Origin of the sequence: Streptomyces sp. NPDC002785, from assembly GCF_040295565.1 — a bacterium.
Lineage (GTDB): Bacteria > Actinomycetota > Actinomycetes > Streptomycetales > Streptomycetaceae > Streptomyces.
The window spans coordinates 51470-74503 of sequence record NZ_JBEOVN010000007.1 but is presented as its reverse complement, the minus strand read 5'-3'; the positions used below and the strand labels follow the sequence as shown (position 1 = coordinate 74503).

At 68.8% G+C, this 23034-nt stretch carries 20 protein-coding genes and 1 tRNA gene; 14 read left to right on the top strand and 7 right to left on the bottom strand.

The genetic code is table 11. The features are described 5' to 3' along the window. The first annotated feature begins 3 nt into the window (after positions 1 to 3). The 3 genes from ABTZ94_RS03810 to ABTZ94_RS03800 all read left to right on the top strand — a co-directional run bounded on the left by ABTZ94_RS03810 (position 4) and on the right by ABTZ94_RS03800 (position 2667). Positions 4 to 840 (top strand): glycerophosphodiester phosphodiesterase, encoded by an 837-nt coding sequence (locus ABTZ94_RS03810; RefSeq protein WP_351197151.1) that lies wholly within the window; start codon positions 4 to 6, stop codon positions 838 to 840. 53 nt (positions 841 to 893) lie between these two features. After that, positions 894 to 1499, top strand: coding sequence for an ATP-binding protein (locus tag ABTZ94_RS03805; protein WP_351197149.1), 606 nt, complete (start codon positions 894 to 896; stop codon positions 1497 to 1499). Positions 1500 to 1701: 202 nt separating this feature from the next. After that, entirely contained in the window at positions 1702 to 2667 is a 966-nt protein-coding gene (locus tag ABTZ94_RS03800) for a DUF5926 family protein (protein WP_351197148.1), read from the top strand. A 947-nt stretch (positions 2668 to 3614) separates the two neighbouring features. Here the strand turns inward: ABTZ94_RS03800 and ABTZ94_RS03795 are convergent. Beyond that, entirely contained in the window at positions 3615 to 4337 is a 723-nt protein-coding gene (locus tag ABTZ94_RS03795) for a bifunctional DNA primase/polymerase (RefSeq protein ID WP_351197146.1), read from the bottom strand. Positions 4338 to 4959: 622 nt separating this feature from the next. Here ABTZ94_RS03795 and ABTZ94_RS03790 point away from each other — a divergent pair. Both ABTZ94_RS03790 and ABTZ94_RS03785 read left to right on the top strand, forming a co-directional pair. After that, positions 4960 to 6330 carry a PP2C family protein-serine/threonine phosphatase gene (locus ABTZ94_RS03790; protein WP_351197144.1) on the top strand — a complete coding sequence of 457 codons (1371 nt, stop codon included), beginning with the start codon at positions 4960 to 4962 and terminating at the stop codon, positions 6328 to 6330. A gap of 135 nt (positions 6331 to 6465) precedes the next feature. Further along, positions 6466 to 7929, top strand: coding sequence for an aminopeptidase P family protein (locus tag ABTZ94_RS03785; protein ID WP_351197142.1), 1464 nt, complete (start codon positions 6466 to 6468; stop codon positions 7927 to 7929). Positions 7930 to 7987: 58 nt separating this feature from the next. Here ABTZ94_RS03785 and ABTZ94_RS03780 read toward each other — a convergent pair whose 3' ends face one another. Next, positions 7988 to 8512 carry an ATP-binding protein gene (locus ABTZ94_RS03780; protein WP_351197140.1) on the bottom strand — a complete coding sequence of 175 codons (525 nt, stop codon included), beginning with the start codon at positions 8510 to 8512 and terminating at the stop codon, positions 7988 to 7990. Between the two features lie 259 nt (positions 8513 to 8771). On the opposite strand from ABTZ94_RS03780, the gene ABTZ94_RS03775 reads away from it, so the two are divergent. The 9 genes from ABTZ94_RS03775 to ABTZ94_RS03735 all read left to right on the top strand — a co-directional run bounded on the left by ABTZ94_RS03775 (position 8772) and on the right by ABTZ94_RS03735 (position 18613). Further along, the gene (locus tag ABTZ94_RS03775) at positions 8772 to 9572 is read left to right on the top strand and encodes a hypothetical protein (RefSeq protein ID WP_351197138.1); all 801 of its coding nucleotides are present in this window, start codon (positions 8772 to 8774) and stop codon (positions 9570 to 9572) included. A gap of 163 nt (positions 9573 to 9735) precedes the next feature. Beyond that, complete coding sequence (locus tag ABTZ94_RS03770) at positions 9736 to 10482, top strand: YcnI family copper-binding membrane protein (RefSeq protein ID WP_351197136.1); 747 nt, start codon at positions 9736 to 9738, stop codon at positions 10480 to 10482. 40 nt (positions 10483 to 10522) lie between these two features. Continuing rightward, positions 10523 to 11176, top strand: coding sequence for an SCO family protein (locus ABTZ94_RS03765; protein ID WP_351197134.1), 654 nt, complete (start codon positions 10523 to 10525; stop codon positions 11174 to 11176). Further along, positions 11173 to 11622, top strand: a complete 450-nt coding sequence (locus tag ABTZ94_RS03760; protein WP_351197132.1) for a copper chaperone PCu(A)C — start codon at positions 11173 to 11175, stop codon at positions 11620 to 11622. The genes ABTZ94_RS03765 and ABTZ94_RS03760 overlap by 4 nt, the downstream gene beginning before the upstream one ends. A gap of 14 nt (positions 11623 to 11636) precedes the next feature. After that, positions 11637 to 13622: a copper resistance CopC/CopD family protein gene (locus ABTZ94_RS03755; RefSeq protein ID WP_351197130.1), complete on the top strand. Its 1986-nt coding sequence runs from the start codon at positions 11637 to 11639 to the stop codon at positions 13620 to 13622. A gap of 8 nt (positions 13623 to 13630) precedes the next feature. Continuing rightward, positions 13631 to 14944, top strand: coding sequence for an iron uptake transporter deferrochelatase/peroxidase subunit (efeB, locus tag ABTZ94_RS03750; RefSeq protein WP_351197128.1), 1314 nt, complete (start codon positions 13631 to 13633; stop codon positions 14942 to 14944). Between the two features lie 27 nt (positions 14945 to 14971). Beyond that, a complete protein-coding gene (pheA, locus tag ABTZ94_RS03745) occupies positions 14972 to 15907 on the top strand; it encodes a prephenate dehydratase (protein WP_351197126.1) in 936 nt (311 codons plus the stop codon). Between the two features lie 634 nt (positions 15908 to 16541). Then, on the top strand, positions 16542 to 17819 hold the full coding sequence (gene serS / locus ABTZ94_RS03740; protein ID WP_351197124.1) for a serine--tRNA ligase: 1278 nt from the start codon (positions 16542 to 16544) through the stop codon (positions 17817 to 17819). Then, a complete protein-coding gene (locus tag ABTZ94_RS03735; protein ID WP_351197122.1) occupies positions 17816 to 18613 on the top strand; it encodes an HAD family hydrolase in 798 nt (265 codons plus the stop codon). Before serS ends, ABTZ94_RS03735 begins: the two co-directional genes overlap by 4 nt. Before the next feature lie 112 nt (positions 18614 to 18725). Here ABTZ94_RS03735 and ABTZ94_RS03730 read toward each other — a convergent pair. The 5 genes from ABTZ94_RS03730 to ABTZ94_RS03710 form a co-directional block, all read right to left on the bottom strand. Then, positions 18726 to 18813 (bottom strand) — tRNA-Ser (locus tag ABTZ94_RS03730). Between the two features lie 399 nt (positions 18814 to 19212). Continuing rightward, a complete protein-coding gene (locus ABTZ94_RS03725; protein ID WP_351197120.1) occupies positions 19213 to 19932 on the bottom strand; it encodes an ABC transporter permease in 720 nt (239 codons plus the stop codon). A gap of 28 nt (positions 19933 to 19960) precedes the next feature. Next, positions 19961 to 20872, bottom strand: a complete 912-nt coding sequence (locus tag ABTZ94_RS03720; RefSeq protein ID WP_351197118.1) for an ABC transporter ATP-binding protein — start codon at positions 20870 to 20872, stop codon at positions 19961 to 19963. Next, positions 20869 to 21777: an ABC transporter permease gene (locus ABTZ94_RS03715; RefSeq protein WP_351197116.1), complete on the bottom strand. Its 909-nt coding sequence runs from the start codon at positions 21775 to 21777 to the stop codon at positions 20869 to 20871. Before ABTZ94_RS03715 ends, ABTZ94_RS03720 begins: the two co-directional genes overlap by 4 nt. After that, complete coding sequence (locus ABTZ94_RS03710) at positions 21767 to 22756, bottom strand: ABC transporter ATP-binding protein (RefSeq protein WP_351197178.1); 990 nt, start codon at positions 22754 to 22756, stop codon at positions 21767 to 21769. The genes ABTZ94_RS03715 and ABTZ94_RS03710 overlap by 11 nt, the downstream gene beginning before the upstream one ends. Positions 22757 to 23034 lie beyond the last annotated feature (278 nt).

Below are 23034 nucleotides of genomic sequence, written 5' to 3'. Positions count from 1 at the left end.
TCAGTGACCCACGCAGCACGGCAGCAATCCACGCACCATTCCATCCAGGTCATTGCCCACCGAGGCGCGTCCGACGACGCTCCCGAGCACACCCTGGCCGCATACCGGAAGGCGATCGAGGACGGCGCCGACGCGCTGGAGTGCGATGTACGGCTCACCGCCGACGGCCACCTCGTCTGCGTACACGACCGCCGGGTGAATCGCACCTCCAACGGCCGCGGCGCCGTCTCCACGCTGGAGCTCTCCGAGCTCGCCGCCCTCGACTTCGGCTCCTGGAAGGACCGCGAGGAGTCGGAGTCCCCGGACTGGGATCCGGTGCCGGGTGAACTCACTTCCGTGCTCACTCTGGAGCGACTGCTCGAACTGGTCGCCGAGACGCGCGCAGCCGGGCGCCCGCTCCAGCTGGCCATCGAGACCAAGCACCCCACCCGCTGGGCGGGCCAGGTCGAGGAGCGGCTGCTGTATCTGCTGAAGCGCTTCGAACTCGACGTCCCGCCGGCCGGCGGCCCTTCACCGATACGGATCATGAGCTTCTCGGCACGCTCCCTGTACCGGATCCAGGCCGCATCCCCCACCCTGCCCACCGTCTATCTGATGCAGTTCGTCTCGCCACGCCTGCGTGACGGGCGACTGCCGGCCGGGGCGCGGATCGCCGGCCCGGGAATGCGGATCGTACGCAGTTACCCCGGCTACATCGAGCGGCTGCACCGTGCGGGCCATCGCGCGCACGTCTGGACGGTCAACGAACCCGAGGACGTCGAGCTCTGCATCGACCTCGGCGTCGAGGCAATCATCACGAACCGCCCTAAACAGGTTCTGTCACAACTGGGACGCTCTTAACGTCAGTTACACGGAGTGCACCGGCGCATTCGAACCGTATTCGATCGTTACGAGTGCGTCACTGGCAAGCGATTGGCCGGTTTCCAGTCCAGTTCAGGAGGGCATCCACTCCGTGGCGTGGGGCAAAGGAGGTCTCGGGGGTGGCGTTGGTGGTGGCACAGGAAGTGCCCACGTCGTCGAGCATGGCCGTACCCCATGGCCCTGCGGGCGTGGGTCAGGCGCGGCACCGGATGCGCGAGCAACTGCGCAGCCACGGGGTGCCGGATTCGGTCGTCGACGATGCTGTATTGATCCTTTCCGAACTACTCAGCAATGCCTGTCGGCACGGTAGGCCGCTGGGACGACACACGGATGTGGGTGACGGCGACATCCGCGCCGCATGGCGCGTGGACAGAACAGGCGGCCTGACCGTCGAAGTGACGGACGGAGGCGGTCCGACCCGACCGATTCCGGCCACACCATCGGTGACGGCGCGCGGCGGCCGCGGGCTCAACATCATCAGCGCGCTCGCCGAGGAGTGGGGCGTACGCGACAGCTCGTCCGGCGAGGTCACCGTCTGGGTCCTCGTCAGCGAGGGGCACGGGCAGGTGTCCGGAGTACAGGGCGTGTCAGGGCTCGACGGGCTGGGCTTCGCCGACACCTTCGACGACGTGGGCTGACGTTCCCGCACGGGTACGGATGGCTGCGGAGGCAGCCGCGGCACGAGCGCCCGTACCGGCACACGTATCGATGGACAGGCGTACACACGGGCGGTCCGGACTCCCGTACCGCCGGGCGCGCAGGCGGATGTCTCCCGGACGCGACACGGGCCGCTAGGCTCACGGCCCAGACCGCACTGTCGCAATCGGGAGAAAGCCCACCATGGCCAAGAAGCGCCCTCAGACCAAGGCCGGGAAGCAGCAGCTCAAGGACGGTGAGATCCCGGTGGTCGGGGCTCGCGAGCCCTGCCCGTGCGGTTCGGGCCGCCGCTACAAGGCGTGTCACGGCCGCGCCGCCGCCCAGGCAGTGACCGAACTCGTCCACCGCCCCTTCGAGGGCCTGGCCGGCGAGTGCGACTGGGTCGCTCTGCGCGAGCTGGTGCCCGCCGCCACGGTCGAGCTGACGCTGAAGGGCGGGCTGCCCAAGGGCGTGCCCTCCGTGACGCTCGCGACCGTCCTGCCCATGGCATGGCCGGCGCTCCGCCGCGACGACGGCTCGGTGCTGCTCGCCCTGCAGAACGACACCCCGTCCGGTGACCTCAGCCGTGACCTCGCGGACACGTTGCAGCGGGCGCTGGACGCCGAGCCCGGTTCACCCGTGGCCGCCCGGCGCGCACCGGCCGACGGTCCGCGGCTGCAGGACGTACTCGACCCCGACGCGGCGTTCGAGCCCGTTGTCCACTCCGGCTTCGAGTTCTGGGTTCCGGACGCGGAGAACGCCACGCCCGAGGTGTCCGCGTCCCTGGAGCGCGCGAACGAGGCGGCGATCCCGACAACGCTGCTCACCGGCGTGGACGCCGCGTACTGGTGCGAGACCCCGGAGAAGAACCACCTGCGCTGGGTCATGCCGCACCCCGAGGAGCAGCTTCTCGACGCGCTCGCCCGACTGCATGCCGCCGGCACCTCCTCGCTGGGCGAGGGCACGCGGCTGGTCGGCTCCTTCCGGGCACACGGGCTGATGGTCCCGGTCTGGGATCTGCCGAGCGCGATGGGGGCCGCGGAGTGCGAGAAGCCCGCAGCCGAGCTCGCGGAGCGACTGACGGCGGCACTCGCCTCAAACGCGCCGCTCACCGCCGAGGAGCGGCGGGCCCGTGGCGGGCTCACCAATCGCCAAGTGACGCTCAGCTGACAGTGACGACCCCCGGGCCCGTTCGGTGATGCGTGTCACAACTCGCCGTACTCACGGGTAAATCGCTGTCTTAATACGCGAGATCGAATTTGCGAATGGCAGATCTCTTGTTACCGTTCTAGAAGCCCGGTCGCTGGTGCATCCCCCGTCGCCAGCGATCGGGCATCCTCATTTCCGGGTACGGCGCACAGCGCGCGATGCGGCGCACGAGCCCGCGCACGATCCCCTCGCCGGTGCAGCCCGGCCCTTACCTCCACGCCGGGCCCCGGCAGCTCAGCACCTGTGCACCGTCGTCAACCCGGCGCGGCAGAGCCCGGATTGACGGCGGGTCGCCATCGGCGGCGGAGCCTCCCCCGCCGACGCACCGCCGGTCCCGCCGGAGCGACCGCCCCGTACAGAAGCCGGAACTCCCTTACGAATACCCCTCTACGGAGCTACTCGAATAAATCTTCGAAGAATGCTTCGAGAGAGTTCCGGAGGCCCATCAGAAAGCCCTCCGCCGACACACTTTGCAGCGGCAGACTTTGCATTGACCGAGATGAGACCGGCACTGCCGGAGTGGCCTGGAGAGGGACGAAGAAGACGGAAGCGGAGGCGGAACCGGAGCCGTGGACGCCGTCACACCCGCGATACCGATCACGCGGAGAATCACACGGCCTCACCTGTCGCTGTCCGTCGAGGCCTGTCGGCTTCGCCCGAATTCCCGACGGTCCGCCGGAGATACCAGCCGAATATGAACACCCCGGTGCCGCACGCCCCCTTACTCCGGGAACTCGGACCGACCGGCACATGGGTGGCGGCGTCACGGGGCTAGGCACGCACCTTCCCCCCCCACACCCCATGTGCCGGCCGGTCTCAGGTCGGCTCACGCCCGAATGAGTGAGCCGACCACGGATTCCGCGCCCACGGGGACGCGGCGCACCCGGCAACCGCCCGTCGGCCACTCGTCAGTAGGCGAGCCGACTGCCGCCGTCCGGTGCGCTGTTGCTCGCCTCGACCAGTGCGTCGAGTACCGCCCCCACATCCGGCAGCCACGGCGCGGCGGATCCGGGGACGGGCTCCCCCCTGTCCGAGCGCAGCCGGGGGCTCGGGGAAGGAGCCCGTTCCCAGCGCACCTGCCCCGTCCCCACCTCGGACGGCGGAAGGGCGAGATAGCCGCCCTCGCCGTGGAAACGCAGCGAGCTGGGCACCCAGTCCTTGGCGTGCAGCAGCTCGCCGAGCCGTTCGAGGGTGTAGGGAGCGACCAGCAGCGACCACCGGGTCGGCGTCGCCACCACGGGGCCGAGCCGCGTGCCCATCCGGTCCAGCTCGGTCAGCGCCCGGGCGGCGGCCACGGCCGGCAGACTCAGCGCGCACGGAGCGCGGCCGCCGGTGGCCAGCACGATCGGGGCGGTGGGCCGGTTGGCCCACCACCAGCGCACCATGCGCTCGTCGGTGGTCGCCGCGAGGAGACCGGGATCAAAGGGGTGTGCGCCAGGTACGGCGCACTCGGGATCGGGACAGGCGCAGCCACGGCCACGGCCACCGCGACCACCGGCCGCCTCAGGTCCCACTCCGGGGAGCACGGGCCACTGCCATGCGGTGGCGCAGGTCAGGACCGCGTCCAGTTGGGCGGGCCTTGCCCTGCGCCGGAGCCGGAGCCTGCGTCGCCTTCCGAGGATCTCGCGCATGAGCGCTCGTTCCTTTCCGTTGAACGCCGAGGGGCCACATCACAACGCGCGCGCGTCACAACACGCGTTCATCACTTCACTGTGCGCACATGCTCTTCAAACCTGCGGTACGGGTGGATCGTCGGTACCGAGCATGCGCCGAACCGGGTCGAGCAGGAGCGAGATGTGTCCAGGACACAAGCATGGCGAGGAGCAGCGCACGTGTCGCGCCTGCCGTCCCAAGGTGCAAACCCCGCCACTCGGGGGTGGGGCGTGTCCGTCACAGATGAGGACGTCCGGGCCCACTGCCAGGTTCCGGGGCGATCAGAACTGCCCCTGGTCATCATCGATTACGTACCCAGCATGCCCGAAATGACGCTCCCTCTGGGACTTCACCCCGAGAACACCCCCTGTCGAGCACACCCAGTCGACCGCAAATAGCCGCCATAGGGTGCATTTTTTGGCCAACTTATGAGTCACTTGGACACCACGAGTCCTGCAGGGACAATGCTGGACATGGCCTTACTTGTGCGTGTACATGTGGACGCTACGTGCACATGTGGATGCACTGATAGCGGCGCAGAGTGACATGGGGGTTTGCGATGCTATTCGACGAAACGCACCGGTGGGAAAGCCGATTGCCATGAGCGCCCCGCACCTGCCGAAAGTGGCTGGAATCGATCCCATGATTCCTGTTTCAGCGCACACTGCCGGTTCTCTGTCCGAAGTACCGGCCGCCCCCGGAGCGTTCATCCAGGACCGGCTGGCCGGCTGGGTCTCCGGCCTCACCACGCTGCACGAGCTCACCGAGCGACTGGCCAGAACCAGCACACTCGAGGATGCGCTGCACGAACTGCTGGACGCCGGAGCCACCCTGGTCGGTGCCCGCCGCGGGCTGGCCGTCTTCGAACCGTCCGACCGCCGCGGCCCCGTAAGCACCATCGGCCTCGGACTCGCCCATGCCGAGCTCGGACACATCGAGACGGTGCCGCGCACCGCCACCTGCTACGGCCGGATCCTGGAAGGACTCCCGGACGCCGAAGGAGCGCAGACCACCCCCGATCTGCTCGGCGACACCAGCCTGGACCCCCGCCGCCGCGAGGTCGCCACCCGGCTCGGATACGCCGCCAGCTACGCCCTGCCGCTCGCCGCCGAGGCGACCGGCAGGCTCGGTGTCGCCGTCTGGCTGTACGACGAACCCGCCGAACCACTGGAACGCCAGCGCCATCTCGTCGGCCTCTACGCCGGATACGCCGGCGAGCATCTGGCCAGGCTGCTGGAGCTGGAGCGGGCCAGGGCGGATGTCGCCACCGTCACGGAGGAACTGCTGCCCAGCCGACTGCCCCGGGTCACCGGCGTACAGCTGGCCGCACGCCATCGCACGGCACCGCAGGGCGGCGGCGACTGGTACGACGCGCTGGCCCTGCCGGAAGGTGCGCTCGCTCTTGCCGTGGGCTCGGTGAACGGCTCCGGCCCGAGCGCCCTGGCCGCCATGGGCAGGCTGCGTGCCGGTCTGCGGGCGTACGCGGTGATGGAGGGCGAGGATCCGGTCGCCGTGCTCTCGGATCTGGAACTGCTGCTGCGGCTGACCGAACCCGCCCGTTCCGCGACCGCCCTGTTCGCCTACTGCGAACCCGCCCGCCGCAAGATCCTGCTGGCCGGCGCCGGCCACGCGCCGCCGCTCGTGATCGGCAACCGGCGCACCGAGTTCATCGAGACGTCGCTCTCCGCACCGCTGGGCATGCTCGCCTGCTGGGAGGCGCCGAGCGTGGAGATCACCCTCGCGCCCGGCGAGACCGTACTCCTCTACACCGACGGGCTGCTGCGCCGCACCGGCGACTCGATGGACCGGGCGTTCGCACGGCTCCACTCGGCGGCGGCGTGCGTACCGAAGGCGCTGCGTGACGACGCCGGGTCCGTTGCCGACCATGTGCTGCGGACCGTGCTGCCGGACGGGCCCGACCAGGGCAACAGCGCGGAGGGCGCCGTCATTCTGGCCGCGCGCTTCGACTGAGCCGACCGGCCCGCCCCGGCTGAGCTGTGCAGTCCGCCCCGGCCACCCTGTGTAACAGGTCTTCCAGCCCTGTGCCCCCTTCCGTACGCCCGTACGATGGACGGCGTCCAGTGTCGTATCAAGGAGAGACAAATCGTGGCTGAGGAGCTCACCCCGGAGAACCCGGAGACCGAAGAAGAAGAGACGGTCAAGCAGCGGAAGAACGCCCTGTACCCGGGCGTCTCCGATGAACTCGCAGCGAACATGAAGTCCGGTTGGGCCGATACGGAGCTGCACGGCCTCGAACCCATCGCTCAGGCCGAGCACACCGCCGCCCGCCGCGCCGCGCTCTCCGCGCGTTTCCCCGGTGAGCGTCTGGTCATCCCGGCGGGCAAGCTGAAGACCCGTTCCAATGACACCGAGTACGCCTTCCGCCCCTCCACCGAGTACGCGTACCTCACCGGCGACCGGACCCAGGACGGCGTCCTCGTACTGGAGCCGACCGAGGACGGGCACGAGGCGACCATCCACCTGCTGCCGCGGTCCAACCGCGAGAACGGCGAGTTCTGGCTCGACGGCCAGGGCGAGCTGTGGGTCGGCCGCCGCCACTCCCTCGCCGAGGCCGAGCAGCTGCTGGGCATCCCGGCGAAGGACGTGCGCGAGCTCCCGGCCGCGCTGGTCGAGGCCACCGGCCCGGTCCGTAACGTCCGCGGCCACGACGCCGGTATCGAGGCCGCGCTGACCGACAAGGTCACCGCGGAACGCGACGAGGAACTGCGCGTCTTCCTCTCCGAGGCCCGACTGGTCAAGGACGCCTTCGAGATCGCCGAACTGCAGAAGGCCTGCGACGCCACTGCACGCGGCTTCGAGGACGTCGTCAAGGTCCTCGACAAGGCCGAGGCGACGAGCGAGCGCTACATCGAGGGCACCTTCTTCCTGCGCGCCCGCATCGAGGGCAACGACATCGGCTACGGCTCGATCTGCGCGGCCGGCCCGCACGCCACCACCCTGCACTGGGTACGCAACGACGGCGCGGTGCGCTCCGGCGAGCTGCTGCTGCTCGACGCCGGTGTGGAGACCAATGACCTCTACACCGCCGACGTGACACGCACCCTTCCGATCAACGGCACGTTCACGCCGCTGCAGCGGAAGATCTACGACGCCGTGTACGAGGCCCAGGAAGCGGGCATCGCGGCCGTCAAGCCCGGTGCCGACTACCGCGACTTCCACGACGCCGCGCAGCGCGTGCTCGCCGAGAAGCTCGTCGAGTGGGGCCTGCTGGGCGACCTGGCCGTGGACAAGGTCCTGGAGCTGGGCCTCCAGCGGCGCTGGACGCTGCACGGCACCGGCCACATGCTCGGCATGGACGTCCACGACTGCGCCGCCGCGCGCACCGAGACGTACGTCAACGGAACGCTTGAGCCCGGCGTATGCCTCACGGTCGAGCCCGGTCTGTACTTCCAGACCGACGACCTGACCGTCCCCGAGGAGTACCGGGGCATCGGCGTCCGGATCGAGGACGACATCCTCGTCACCGAGGACGGCAACCGGAATCTCTCCGACAAGCTGCCGCGCCGGGCCGACGAGGTCGAGGCGTGGATGGCTCAGCTCAAGGGCTGATCCGGAACCCCTCCGGCCGGTCCGGCGACGGACCTCAACGCGCCGAAGGGCGCCCCGCTCAGGACACCATGAGCAGGGCGCCCTTCCGCCATTTCAGGACCTTGTCGAAGCTCACCACGGCGCCACGGCCGGGACGGTTACCGAAGTGGACGTGATCGGCGAGCTGCTCGATCAGGCAGAGCCCCCGGCCGTCCTCCGCACTGAGCGACGGGTACTGCTGCGGATCGTGCTGATGCACGGAAGTGCGCCGCATGCGCCGGGCGGGGAAACCGGGCCCCGAATCGGTGACCTCGATACGGCACCTCTCGCCGTCCAGATATGCGGTGACCCGGTACTGCCCACAGGCCGTCCCCGGCAGCTCGTCCCACACGTCCCACGGATCCCGGCCGACGCTCTGTTCTCCCTGGACGGTGTGGCCGCCATGCTCAACAGCGTTGGCACAGGCCTCACTGAGTGCGACCGAAAGGTCGAAGGAGATCTCCGGATCCACGCCCGCCGTCTCCATCGCGCCCAGCAGGAAACGGCGGGCGAGCGGAACGCTCGCAGCCTCGCGCCGCAAATGGAGGGACCACCAGATGCTCATGCTCCAGCCTCCTGGCTGCGGCTCGACATACCGATACGTATTGCCGCGCAGGACCGTTCGTAAGCGCAGACCGGATGTGAGACCGCTCATTCGGCGGATACCAGCACTTCGTGCACCCGTGTATGCCAGACCCGGCCGATGGCCCGACCGGTGTCCAAACCCGGCCACAGCGGCCCGGGCCCGCATCCAATCGGACCGAAGGTGACCTTCCGGACCTGCTGTATGGAGGCCCGGGGCACGGTGCGATGATGGCCCCGCCATGTCTATGCCTGTCGCACGCGCCGGAGCCGGTCTGCGGCTCCTGAGGGCCGCGGTGTTCACCGCGGTCTGTGTCGCGTTGTCCGCGGCAGGTCACTCCCTGGCTTCCTGCGCGGCCGTCCCCTGGTGGACCCTGCTCGCCGGATTCCTGGGGATTTTCGCGGTGACGGCACCGCTCGCCGGACGCGAGCGCTCGCTGTCGTCCATCGCCGCCGCACTGGCCGGCGGACAGATCGCCCTGCACACCCTCTTCGGCGTGGGTACGCACACCACCTCGACGGACACCGCGGCGGCCGACGACTCACTGATCCGGTTCGCGGCAAGCCTCGTGTGCAACGGACCCGCGCGGTTGACCGCCGCCGAAGCCCACCGCATCGTCACCACCGCGGGCATCGACCCGGCGTCGGTGGCGGTCGGCGGACACCGGCACATGGCCTCCGCATCCGGCTCGAGCCCGGCCGCCCTCACCGGTCTGCTGCCCAGCCTGCCCATGCTGCTCGGTCACCTGCTGGCCGCCGTGGCCACCGGCTGGCTGCTGCGGCGCGGCGAGATCGCCCTGTTCCGACTGGTCCGGCTCTCCGCGCACGGCGCCCAGCAGATCGCGGCCGGAGCCCGGTTGCGTGCGCTGCGCGCCGCGCTCGCGCTCGTGAACGCCCTGCGCGCCGGACTTCCCGGGGGCCCGGCGACCGGGCCGCGCACCCCCCGTACCGCGGCCGACGCCCCGGCCCCCGCAACCGGGGACCCGTTGCAGCACATGGTGATCAGGCGCGGGCCGCCACCCGTTTACGCACTCGCAGTCTGACGCGACACCCTCCACTCGATGCGCACGACTCGACACACGCACCCACCCGGTGCCTGCGAGTCGGCGTACGCACGCCGCACGTGAGGTAGAGGTGTCGCGATGCCGTCGCGCACCCGCGCGCCGGACCACCTTTCCTTCGTGCTTCTGTGGAGTGATCCCTGCCATGAAAGTTTCCCGCGTCGCCCTCACCGGCGGCATCGCCGCGTCCACCGTGCTGATCCTCGCCGGTACGGCCTCCGCGCACGTCAGCGTGCAGCCCCAGGGCGAGGCCGCCAAGGGCGGTTACGCCACCGTCAACCTCAAGGTCCCCAACGAGCGCGACAACGCCTCGACGACCAAGCTCGAGGTCAACTTCCCGACCGACCACCCGCTGGCCTCCGTCATGCCGCAGGCCGTACCCGGCTGGGACATCGAGGTCACCAAGAGCAAGCTGGCCAAGCCGCTCGAGATGCACGGCCAGAAGATCAACGAGGCCGTCTCCAAGGTCACCTGGACGGCCAAGGGCGACAAGGACGAGCGCGGCATCCGCCCGGGCGACTTCCAGCAGTTCCCGCTCTCCATCGGCCAGCTTCCCGAGGACGCCGACCAACTGGTGTTCAAGGCCATCCAGACGTACGACAACAAGGAAGTCGTCCGCTGGATCGAGGAGCAGAAGGACGGTGCCGCCGAGCCCGAGAGCCCGGCACCCGTCCTCAAGCTGACCGCGGCGACCACCGGTGAGCACGGCGCGGCCGCCGACGACAAGAGCAGCGCCGACGCCACGTCGAAGACAGCGGACAAGCAGACGACGGCCGCGTCGGACGAATCCTCCAGTGACACCACGGCCCGCGTCCTCGGCATCGTCGGCATCGTCATCGGTGTCGCGGGGGTGGCCTTCGGCGTACTCACCGGCCGACGCCGAGCCGCCTGACCCCCACCAGTCCCACCAACCCACCAGGAATCAGTGCTCCATGCGTAAGAAAACGGTGCTGGCCGCGGCGTTCGTCGCCGCGGCCGCGCTCACCCTGTCCGCCTGCGGCAGCAGCGACGCCGGCGCCAAGAAGCCCATCGCCGATGTGTCGGTCCAGGCCAAGACCAAGGCAGCGACGGTCCTCGACCAGCCGTTCACCAAGCCCGACCTTGTCCTCACCGACACCCACGGCAAGAAGTACGACCTCCGTGAGCGGACCAAGGGCAAGCCGACGCTGATCTACTTCGGCTACACCAACTGCCCCGACGTCTGCCCGCTCGTCATGAGCAACATCGCCATCGCCAAGAAGTCCCTCCCCAAGGCCGACCAGGACAAGCTCCACGTCGTCTTCGTGACCACCGACCCCGAGCGGGACACCCCGTCCTCGCTGGGCAGCTGGCTCAAGTCCCAGGACGCCTCCTTCACCGGACTCACCGGCGACTTCCCGACCATCCAGGCGGGCGCACGCCAGATCGGCATCGGCATCGACGCCCCGAAGAAGGAGAAGGACGGCACGGTCGTCTCGATGCACGGCTCCCAGGTCATCGCGTTCTCCCCGAAAACCGACAAGGGGTACCTCGTGTACAGCGAGGACACCTCACCCGACGACTACGCCAACGATCTCCCTGAGATCCTCAAGGGGGAGACTCCGTGAACCGCCGCACCGCCCTCGCCAGCATCATCGCCCTCACCACCGGACTGACGCTGGCGGGGTGCTCGACCTCGGACAGCAAGCCTGAGCTGAAGGTGACCGGCGCGTTCATGCCGCAGCCCGTCAGCGACATGGCGGGTGGTTTCCTCGTCGTGAAGAACAGCGGCGACACATCCGACCGGCTCACCTCGGTCACCAGCCCCATCTCGGACGACGTGTCGATCCACGAGACGAAGAACGGAAAGATGCGCATGGTGACGTCCTTCGAGGTGCCTGCGAACGGCCGGCTGGTTCTGGAACGTGGCGGAAACCACATCATGTTCATGAAGCTCAAGCAGCAGCCCAAGCAGGGCGAGAAGGTGTCCGTGGAGCTGCACTTCGAGAAGGCCGACCCGATCAAGGTCGACCTTCTCGTGAAGGAGACCACCCACGCCCCGAAGAAACAGTGAGGGACTGACTCGTCATGACAGCCACCGCCCCGCACTTCGGATTGGTCCCGTTCATTCCCGCGCTACGCCGGCCACTCGCCGCGGCCGCACTCCTCGCCGCCCTTGTCGGCACTGTGTTCGGCCTGCTGCTGGGCGGCGCGGGCCCCGCGTCCGCGCATGCCGCGCTCACCGGGAGCGATCCGCAGGACGGGGCGGTGGTCGCTACCGCTCCCCAGGAGATCAGGCTCACCTTCTCCGAAAGCGTCGCCCTCGGCGACGACTCCATCAGGGTCCTGGACCCCAGTGGCAAGCGCGCCGACACCGGCGTCGCACCGCGTGATCTGCAGTGCGGCTCCAGCATGAAGTACAGCGTCCCGCTGAACACCGGGCTGCCCGCCGGTACGTACACCGTCGCCTGGCAGGCCGTCTCCGCGGACAGCCACCCCGTCTCGGGCGCCTTCACCTTCTCCGTCGGAACCCCCTCGAAGACCACCGTCGCCCTCCCGACGGACGAGGCCGGGGGCGGCCTCGTCGGAACCCTCTACGGCATCGCGCGGTACGCCGCGTACACCGGTTTCATCCTGATGGCCGGTGGCGCCGCGTTCGTACTGGCCTGCTGGCAGCGCGGCGCGGGGGCCCGCCCTCTGCAACGCCTGGTCGTACGCGGCTGGATGACCCTCACCGTGGCCACCCTGGCCATGCTGCTCCTGCGCAACCCGTACGCCGGCTCCGGGGAGCTCGCGGACGCCTTCGACCTCGACGGCCTGAAGGCCGTGCTCGACACCAAGCCCGGGGCGGCACTCGTATCCCGGCTGCTGCTGCTCGGCGCCTCCGCACTCTTCATCGCCGTGCTCTTCGGGGCATTCGCGAAGCGCGAGGACGAGCGCGAGAGGAAGGACCTCACCTTCGGACTGGCCATCGGCGGCACGGTGATCGCCGCCGGGATCGCCGGGACCTGGGCGCTCGCCGAACACGCCTCGACCGGGATCCAGCCGGGCATCGCCATGCCGGTCGACGTCCTCCATCTGCTCGCCGTCGCGGCCTGGCTGGGCGGGCTGGCGGCCCTGCTGGTCGCGCTGTACCGGACACCGGACATCGGAGTCGCGGCCGTACGGCGCTTCTCCCGTATCGCGTTCGGCAGCGTGCTCGTGCTCACCGCCACCGGGATCTATCAGTCCTGGCGCCAGGTCGGCACCTGGTCCGCGCTCACCGACACCGGGTACGGGCAATTGCTGCTCGTGAAGGTGGGGCTCGTTGCTGTCCTGGTCGGGATCGCCTGGATCTCACGTCGCTGGACCGCCCGGCTGGTCACGGGCGGAACCGACACAGGGGGAGAGAAGACCGGGGCCGAGGCCGACGTGGAAGAGGCCGAGACCAAGGCCGAAGTCGACGTGGATGAGGCCCAGGCTCCGGGCACACCGGCGTCCGTGGCCGAGGACCCCGCGCGGGCGGCCCAGCTCGCCCGGCAGAGGGCCGCCGTGGCCATCGCCGAGAAGAAGCGGATCCGCGATGCCGACCCCGACCGGTCCGGGCTCCGCCGTTCGGTGCTGGCGGAAGTAGGAGTCGCCGTGGCGCTGTTGGCCGTGACGACCGTACTGACCTCGACCGAGCCGGGGCGTACCGAGGAAGAAGCGACTCGCGCGACGACGGCGGCAGCCGCCCCCGCGGCCGAAGGCCCAGTCAATCTGACGCTGCCCTTCGACACCGGCGAAGGCGGCAAAAGCGGCAAGGGAACGGTGCGGATGGACATCGCCCCCGCCCGTACCGGCGCCAATGAGCTCCACATCTGGATCGACAGCACCGACGGCAAGGCCATGGACATCCCTGAGCTGAAGCTCGCCTTCACTCTGGAGTCCAAGGACATCGGCCCGCTCCCTGTCGTCCCTGACCGGCTCACCGAGGGTCACTGGACAGCGAGCGGCGTCCAGATCCCGATGGCGGGCAACTGGAAGGTCGCGGTGACCGTGCGCACGTCGGACATCGATCAGACGACCATCGACAAGAACGTGAAGATCGGCTGAGCAGGATCGTGAGCGGAAACAGCAACAGGAAGACCTCCGAGGGCAGCGGGGACGACAAAGCCCTCGGTAGCGGCGCCATCTCCCGGCGACGGCTGCTCGGCAGCGCGGGCGCGGCCGGTGCGGCCGGGCTGGTACTGGGTACGGCAGGCGGCGCGACCGGCTATGCAGCGACCCGGCCCGACGAGCCGACCGCTCTGACCGCGGTCGGCTCCACCCAGGTGATGTTTCACGGGAAACATCAACCGGGGATCACCACTCCGCTTCAGGCCCGCGGCCATGTCGTCGCCTTCGATCTGGCACCCGGTGCGGGACGGAAGGAAGCGGCTGCCTTGATGCGCCGATGGTCGGCCGTGGCCCGGCGACTGATGGCCGGCGAAGCCGCCGACAGCGGCACGGCGGACGGCCCGGCCCATGACACCGGGATCGCCCTGGATGCCGGACCGTCCTCTCTGACCATCACCTTCGGCTTCGGCCGCACGTTCTTCGAACGCACGGGCCTGGTCGACCACCGGCCACCGGGGCTCGACCCGCTCCCGCCGTTCTCCTCCGACCACATCGACGCCAAGCGCTCCAACGGTGACCTCTGGGTACAGATCGGCGCCGACGACGCACTCGTCGCCTTCCACGCGCTGCGTGCCGTGCAGAAAGAGGCCACCCCGGCCGCCAGGGTCCGCTGGCAGATGAACGGCTTCAACCGCAGCCCCGGCGCCACCGCACAGCCGATGACGGCCCGCAATCTGATGGGCCAGATCGACGGCACCCAGAACCCGAAGCCCACCGAGAGCGACTTCGACCGGCGCATCTTCGTGCCGGAGGGGACCGATGCGAAGTACGACTGGCTGGCAGGCGGCTCGTATGCGGTCGTACGACGGATCAGGATGCTGCTGGACGACTGGGAGAAGCTCCCGGTGGAACGGCAGGAGCAGGTCATAGGGCGCCGCAAGAAGGACGGCGCTCCGCTGAGCGGTGGCACCGAGACCACCGCGATGGACCTCAACAAGGTGGGCCCCGACGGCAAGCTCCTGATCCCGGACAACGCCCACGCCCGGATCTCCTCCCCCCAGAAGAACAGCGATGCAGCCATGCTGCGGCGTCCCTTCTCGTACCACGACGGCATCGCGGCGGACGGCACCCCGGACGCCGGGCTGCTGTTCATCTGCTGGCAGGCGGATCCGCTGCGGGGGTTCGTTCCGGTGCAGCGCAAGCTGGACCGGGGCGATGCCCTGTCGCCGTTCATCCGGCACGAGGCCAGCGGCCTGTTCGCGGTGCCGGGCGGTGCGGCGGACGGCGAATACGTGGGGCAGCGGCTACTGGAGTCCTGAGCGACCGGGGCGCATTAGGGTGACGGTATGTCCGCCACGCGCTACGCATATCTCGGCCCTGAAGGCACCTTCACCGAGGTCGCCCTCCGTACGCTCCCGGAAGCCGCCACCCGCGAACTCGTCCCGATGGTCTCCGTACCGGTGGCTCTGGACGCGGTGCGCAGCGGGGCCGCCGCGGCAGCGCTCGTACCGATCGAGAACTCCGTCGAGGGCGGCATCACCGCGACGCTCGACGAGCTGACCACCGGCGAACCGCTGATGATCTACCGCGAGGTACTGCTCTCCATCACCTTCGCGCTGCTGGTGCGGCCCGGCACCAAGCTGTCCGACATCAAGTCGGTCACCGCGCACCCGGCCGCACAGCCGCAGGTGCGCAACTGGATGGCCGCCCATCTCCCGGACGCCGTATGGGAGTCGGCGGCCTCCAACGCCGATGGTGCCCGGCTGGTGCAGGAGGGACGGTACGACGCCGCCTTCGCCGGTGAGTTCGCGGCGGCGACCTACGGTCTCGAACCGCTGGTGACCGAGATCCATGACGCGGTGAACGCTCAGACCCGCTTCGTCCTGGTGGGCCGCCCGGCCCGGCCGGCGGCGCCGACGGGTGCGGACAAGACGTCGGTGGTCATCTGGCTGGGCGAGGACCACCCCGGTGCGCTGCTCGAGCTGCTCCAGGAGTTCGCGGTGCGCGGGGTGAACCTGATGCTGATCCAGTCGCGGCCGACGGGGGCCGGCATCGGGAACTACTGCTTCGCGGTGGACGCCGAGGGGCACATCGCGGACCGCCGGGTCGGCGAGGCGTTGATGGGGCTGAAGCGGATCTGCCCGAAGGTGCGGTTCCTCGGCTCGTACCCGCGGGCCGGGGTGGCGATGCAGGACGTACGGCCGCTGCGGGCGGGAACGTCGGACGCGGAGTTCACGGAGGCCTCCGACTGGCTGGCCCGGAATCTGGACGGCCGGGGCTGACGGTCCCAGGGCTAACGGTCCCGAGGGCCGGTGCGCCCGGGTGTCGGCGCGCCTGAACCGCCGGCATGCCTGAACCGCTGGTGCTATCTACCGCTCTTCATCATCCACAGAGTTATCCACAGAGGCGGTTCTCGACCTGGGGACAAGTCGACACTCCAGGGCGACATGGTCGACATATCACCCCAGTCGGACCAGATGCATCCACAGGCCAGCAGGTCGCCCGAGTTGCACCGTGTCGCCTCAATTCCATTGATCAACTCTTTAGGGCGGCGAATTCCCACCCGAACGAGCGTCTGAAGTGGGTTTGAACGGGGAATCCATGAGGTCTTACGCGACTTTCGGAATGATCGCCTCCGGCATCCACAACCCTTCCTCACAGGCTGTGGATAACTTTGAGAAGCTCCCACGCCTGTGGACAAGTGACAGCCAACTCCCCTTCCAGGCAAGGCGGATGCGTCAAGGCGATCGACACCCCCTGCCCCGTTCAGGGGAATAAACTCTTCTCATTGACGGTCGAGATCCACTTCAGCCACGTAATACCCTCCAGCATTATCAATTCAGGCAATTCGGGCAAATTGACACGCTTGGCAATATCGGTTCGAGCCGGAGAAGCGCACACCGGTAGCCTGGAGGGGTGATTGACCTTCGCCTGCTCCGTGAGGACCCCGACCGTGTTCGCGCCTCCCAGCGCGCCCGTGGAGAGGACGTCGCGCTAGTTGACGCCCTTCTCTCCGCCGACGAGCGTCGCAGGTCGTCCGGCGTCCACTTCGACGAACTCCGCTCCGAGCAGAAATCGCTCGGCAAACTCATCCCCAAGGCTTCGCCCGAGGAGCGCGCCGAGCTCCTCAAGAAGGCCGAGCAGCTGAAGGCCGATGTCAAGGCGGCCGACGCGGCGCAGGACAAGGCCGACGCCGAGGCCAAGAGCCTGTTGCTCCAGCTCGGCAACATCGTCCACGAGGACGTGCCGGTCGGTGGCGAGGAGGACTTCGTCGTCCTGGAGACGCACGGCACGATCCGTGACTTCGGGGCTGAGGGCTTCGAGCCCAAGGACCACCTGGAGCTCGGCGAAAAGCTCGGCGCCATCGACATGGAGCGTGGCGCCAAGGTCTCCGGTTCGCGGTTCTACTACCTGACGGGTGTCGGCGCGCTGCTGGAGCTCGCCCTCGTCAACGCGGCGATCGCGCAGGCCACCGAGGCCGGCTTCGTCCCGATGATGACACCGGCGCTGGTCCGCCCGCGCGCCATGGAGGGCACCGGCTTCCTCGGTCAGGCCGCGGAGAACGTGTACCACCTGGCGAAGGACGACTTCTACCTGGTCGGCACCTCCGAGGTCCCGCTCGCCGCGTACCACATGGACGAGATCATCGAGGCCGACAAGCTGCCGCTGCGGTACGCGGGCTTCTCGCCGTGCTTCCGCCGCGAGGCCGGTACGTACGGCAAGGACACTCGGGGAATCTTCCGTGTCCACCAGTTCGACAAGGTCGAGATGTTCTCGTACGTCGACCCGGCGGACGCCGAGGCCGAGCACCGCAGGCTCCTGGACTGGGAGAAGCAGTGGCTCACCGCTCTTGAACTGCCCTTCCAGGTGATCGATGTCGCCACCGGCGACCTGGGGGCCTCGGCCTCTCGGAAGTTCGACTGCGAGGCGTGGATCCCGACGCAGGGCAAGTACCGCGAGCTGACGTCCGCTTCGAACTGCGACGGTTTCCAGGCGCGCCGTCTGTCCGTCCGGATGCGCGACGGTAAGAAGGTCCAGCCGCTGGCCACGCTGAACGGCACGCTGTGCGCCGTACCGCGCACGATCGTGGCGATCCTGGAGAACCACCAGCTGGCCGACGGCTCCGTAAGGGTGCCCGAGGTGCTCCGGCCGTACCTGGGCGGGCGCGAGGTTCTGGAGCCGGTCGCCAAGTGACCTTTCCGTACAAGCTCATCGCGACCGATCTCGACGGCACGCTGCTGCGTAACGACGACACGGTCTCCGAACGCACCCGTGAGGCACTGGCCGCGGTCACCGCGGCCGGTGCCGCGCACATCATCGTCACCGGTCGCGCTGTCCCGTGGACCCGGCACATCCTGGACGACCTGGGTTACGAGGGGCTCGCGGTCTGCGGTCAGGGCGCGCAGGTCTACCACGCGGGTGAGCACAAACTGCTGACCTCGCTGACGCTGGACCGGCAGCTCGCCGGTCTCGCGCTGTCCAAGGTCGAGGCCGAGGTCGGTCCGCTGGCACTCGCGGCGAGCCGCGACGGGCTCGACGGCGAAGTGCTGGTCGGCCCCGGCTACCGCGTACAGGAAGGGCCGCTTCCGGCTGTCTTCGCGGAGGACCCGGCCGAGATGTGGTCGGCCCCCCTGAACAAGGTCTACATCCAGCATCCCGATCTCGACGACGACGCACTGGCGAGTGCCGCGCGATCGGCCGTCGGCAACCTGGTGGACGTGGTCATGGCCGGTCCGGGTGTGGTGGAGATCCTGCCGCTGGGGCTGTCCAAGGCGACCGGGCTCTCACTGGCCGCGCGCCGGCTGGGGGTGAAGGCCGCGGACACACTGGCCTTCGGTGACATGCCGAACGACATCCCGATGTTCGCCTGGGCGCAACGGGGTGTGGCGATGGCCAATGCGCATGCAGATCTGAAGGCCGTGGCCCAGGAGATCACCACGTCCAACGAGGACGACGGCATCGCTGTGGTGCTGGAACAGCTGCTCTAGTCGCACGGGCACGAGGCGGAGCGGCGGGTACGGCTGGTCCAGCCGTACCCGTACGGGCAGCGGGGCAGTGGGAAGAGCTGCTCGGTCATGCGGGTCAGCGTGTCTGCTGCGGCGGAGGATGCGCGGATCGAACGCGCGCGGGGTCTACGGCCCCGACGACGGCTTAGCAAGCCGCTGCCTTACCACTCGGCCAATCCTCCGTGAGGGCGGCCGCGCGATGCGCAGACAAGGCCGCCCCGGGCGTCCTGCTCCGAGCGGCACGGCGGAATCGTCGGTGACTACTCCGGTGCCGGCTCGGGCCCGCCCTGCTGGGAACTCGACGGACTCGGACTCTCGGTCATCGTCGCGCTCCTCTCCCGGCCTGTGGCGTACATGTCGGCGTGTGGCGTTCCTGTCGGCGCAGCTTGCACCGATGTCGGCGCGTGCTTCACCGACCACTGTGCCCGGGGCGGTCTTTGGGTGCCACCCATTTTTCGTACAGCTACGCGTACTACTGTCCGAAATACGTCAACCCCCGCCCAAGAGGCGAGGGTTGACGAGGGTTGGGCGGAGTGATCAAAGGCGGAGCATGGAGGGCGTATCAGGGGAAGACCCCCCGATCACTCCTCGCCCGCGAGCTTCAGTGTGCGCAGCTTCTGCCCCGCGTACCAGGTCGCCACCACCGTGACCGCCGCCAGCAGGACCGTGGCGACCGGCAGCCCGACTTCGGAGGTGATCGTGCCCGCCCCGCCGACCTTCTCGGCCACCGCGAGGGACCACTGCTGAACGCTGAGCGTGCGTGCCCCCGGCACCATGCTGCCGAACAGGGCCTCCCACACCAGCGCGTAGACGAGGCCGAACACGACCGCGTGCCGGCTGACGGTGCCCAGCAGCAGGAACAGCGCGCTGTACGCGATCGAGGCGACCAGTGCCGCGATGGTGTACGCCACCGCGATCTGCTGGCCGTTGCCGTTGAGGATCAGCCCCGCGACCAGCGTGGGCAGTGCGCAGAAGACCATCGTCACGGCGATGGCCACGATCAGCTTGGTGAAGATGATCGTCGGCCGCTTCACCGGCTTGGCCAGCAGATAGACGATCGATCCGTCGTCGATCTCGGGACCGATGGCTCCGGTTCCGGCGATCACACCGATCAGCGGCACCATCGTGGCGATGGCGAAACCGCCCAGCACATCCGAGGCCACCTGGTCATCGGCCCCGGCGAACGTCCGTACCGCCACGGCGATGATCAACAGCAGGGCCGGCAGGACGAACAGGATGGCGGCCCGGCGCCGACCGAGCAGAGCCCGGTAGGTGAGCCGGGCGACTGTGGGGTCGTACATGACGTCACAGCTCCTTTCAGGCCACTACTCAGGCCGCTACGAGATAGGAAAAGACCGATTCGAGGGACTCGTCGGACGGCGAAACGGTCAGAAGGCGAATTCCGTGCTCACGTGCGACCTTGGGCAGCAACTCGGTGAAGCGTCCGAAGTCGACGGCCTGGATAAGCAGGGCCTGTTCGCCCAGGTCCACCTCGATACCGGCGGTCGACGGGTCGGCGATGAGCGCGGCAGCGAGGGCGCGGTCGTCGCTGGAACGCACGAGATAGCGGTGCGGACGGTCCGTCATCAGCCGGCGGATCTTCCGGAAGTCACCGGACGCCGCGTGCCGTCCCGCCACGATCACCTCGATGTGCGAGGCGAGTTGTTCGACCTCTTCGAGGATGTGCGAGGAGAAGAGCACGGTACGGCCCTCCGCCCCCATCTGCCGCAGCAGCGCCATCAGCTGCATCCGCTGGCGCGGGTCCATCCCGTTGAACGGCTCGTCGAGCAGCAGCACCGAGGGTTCGTGAACCAGGGCGGACGCCATCTTCACGCGCTGGCGCATGCCTTTGCTGTACGTCGAGATCTTGCGGTCCTGCGCGTACTCCATCTCGACCGTGGCCAGCGCCTTCTGCGCCGCCGCATCGCCGAGTCCCTGCAGTTCCGCATTGGCGACGACGAACTCGCGGCCGGTCAGGAAGTCGTACATCCCTTCCCGTTCCGGCACGATCCCGATCTCCTTGTACACCGCTTCGTTGCGCCAGATCGGCCGGCCGTCGAGCGTGACCGTGCCAGTCGACGGAGCGAGGAAACCGGCCATCATGTTGATCAGCGTGGACTTTCCCGCGCCGTTGGGGCCGAGCAGCCCGGTGACGCCCGGGCCCACCGTCATGCTCACGTCGTTGACGGCGACCACATTGCCGAACCAGCGCGAGGTGTGGTCGATCTCGATGGTGGTCACAGCCCGACCCTCCGGTAGCGGTGCATCAGTACGGCGTACGAGCCGGCGACGAGCGCGAGAACAACGATCAGATAGACCACGCCGGTCCCCGCCCCCGGGCCTTCCCCTCCGGGGAAGGCCGAACTGGCTCCGAGGAACGCGGTCTGTACACCGGCGATCAGCGTGATGGGGGAGAACAGCCCCAGCCACTCGATGGCCCCCTCCGAACCCGTCTGCCAGGCAATGGCCTGGATCGTGGAGACCGCGCCGTAGGAGATGGTCAGTACGGCGATCACCGCGGCAACACCGAAGCCGCGGCGCGGCGTCAGCGCGGCCATCACCAGGCCCAGTCCGGCGAAGAGCACGGAGAGCAGCGCCACCGACACCAGCCCCTGTCCGAACCCCTTGGTCTGCTCGGCGAAGTCGAACTTCGCGAGCAGTGCGCCCACATAGAGGATGACGAGCGGCGCCCCGGTGAGAATGAAGAGCGCGGACGCCATGGCCGCGAGCTTCGCGACGACATAGTCAACCCGCTCGATCGGCCGCGAGAAGTACAGCGGCACGCTCTTGAAGCGCAGGTCACGGGAGACCGACTGCGGCGCCTGCGCGGCGAGGAACAGGCCGATGACGGCCTGAAGATAGATCGCGAACGACGTGTACTTCATCGGCAGAGCCGTGATCCCGGGTGCGGCGATGGCGACCGCGACGATGATCGCCGAGATCATGCACATCACACCGCACAGCAGCATCGGCAGCACCTTGGACTTCGCGGAACGCCCCAGTCCGAAGGAACCCCGCAGAGACTGCGAGTACAGCGAGCGCCGCGCATAGCTGCGGCCCAGCCGCGTGCCGTCGTAGGAGCGATACCCGATGTTGTGGATCCGGGAGGTCTCGCTCCCGCTCACGGCTCCGGTCTCAGTGCTCATCACGACCGCTCCCCTTCTGCTGTACGACCCCGCCGACCGCGGACACGGTCTGCGCCACGGCTGCGGCCTGCGGTGCCTCTTCGGTACGGAAGACCTCGGCAATGTGGTGGCGACGCTGCTCCATCCGTACGAGACCGAGCCCGAGCCCGGCAACGGTGTCGCGCACGATGTCGTACGTCTCCTCGCCGGTCGCCTCGACCAGCAGGATGTGGCCCGCACCGGGCAGCCCCTGCCCGTCGAGACCGTCGTGGCCCACGAGCTTGACGCCGGCCCGGGTGAGGACCTCACGCAGCGCGTCGGTGCCGTCCGGGTGGGTGTCGCTGTCGGTCACCTCGACCGCGAGGGTCGTGGTGATCTGCGTGAAGTCGCTGGTGGAGCTGGAACGCAGAAGTGTGCCGCCATCGATGACGACGACATGGTCGCAGGTGCGTTCCAGCTCGCCCAGGAGGTGCGAGGTGACCAGGACCGAGATGCCGAAGTCCGTGTATACGCGGCGGATCAGCCCGAGCATATCGTCGCGGCCGACCGGGTCGAGGCCGTTGGTCGGCTCGTCGAGCAGGACCAGCTGCGGGTCGTGGACCAGTGCCTGGGCCAGTTTCACGCGCTGCTTCATGCCGGTCGAGTAGCCGCCGATGGGGCGGTAGCGCTCCTCGTACAGACCGACGTGGCGCAGCGTGTCGGCGGTGCGCTCGCGCGCTGCCGTCGGCGGCAGTCCGGACATCCGCGCCATGTGGACGACGAACTCGGTGGCCGAGACGTCCGGCGGCAGACAGTCGTGCTCGGGCATGTAGCCGACCCGTTCCCGGATGACGGCGCCATGGGTGGCGACGTCGAGTCCGAGCACCGCGGCCCGGCCTTCGGTGGCAGGGGACAGACCCAGCAGGATCTTGATCAATGTGGACTTGCCGGCTCCATTGGAACCCACCAGGCCGGTCACACCGGGTCCGATGTCCAAGGAGAGCCGGTCAAGCGCGGTCACCCGGGGGAACCGCTTGCTCAGGCTTTCGGTCGCGATCACAGTCACGCCTTCGAAGATAGTGGCGCGGACCACACCGGTCGTCAGCCCTGGCGGCTGGATCCGCATCAGACTCCAGGCGTACGGACCCGTAGGGGGCCACCACGGAGGAGGAGCCCGGAGGTCGGGGGAAGGGCCTCCCCGAGTTGTCCACAGGTCTCCGCGCACCTCTTGACGCAGTCGCCGGACATTGTCACATTCATCAGTGTCACGTTACGGACACGTACCGCACACGGCGGGAG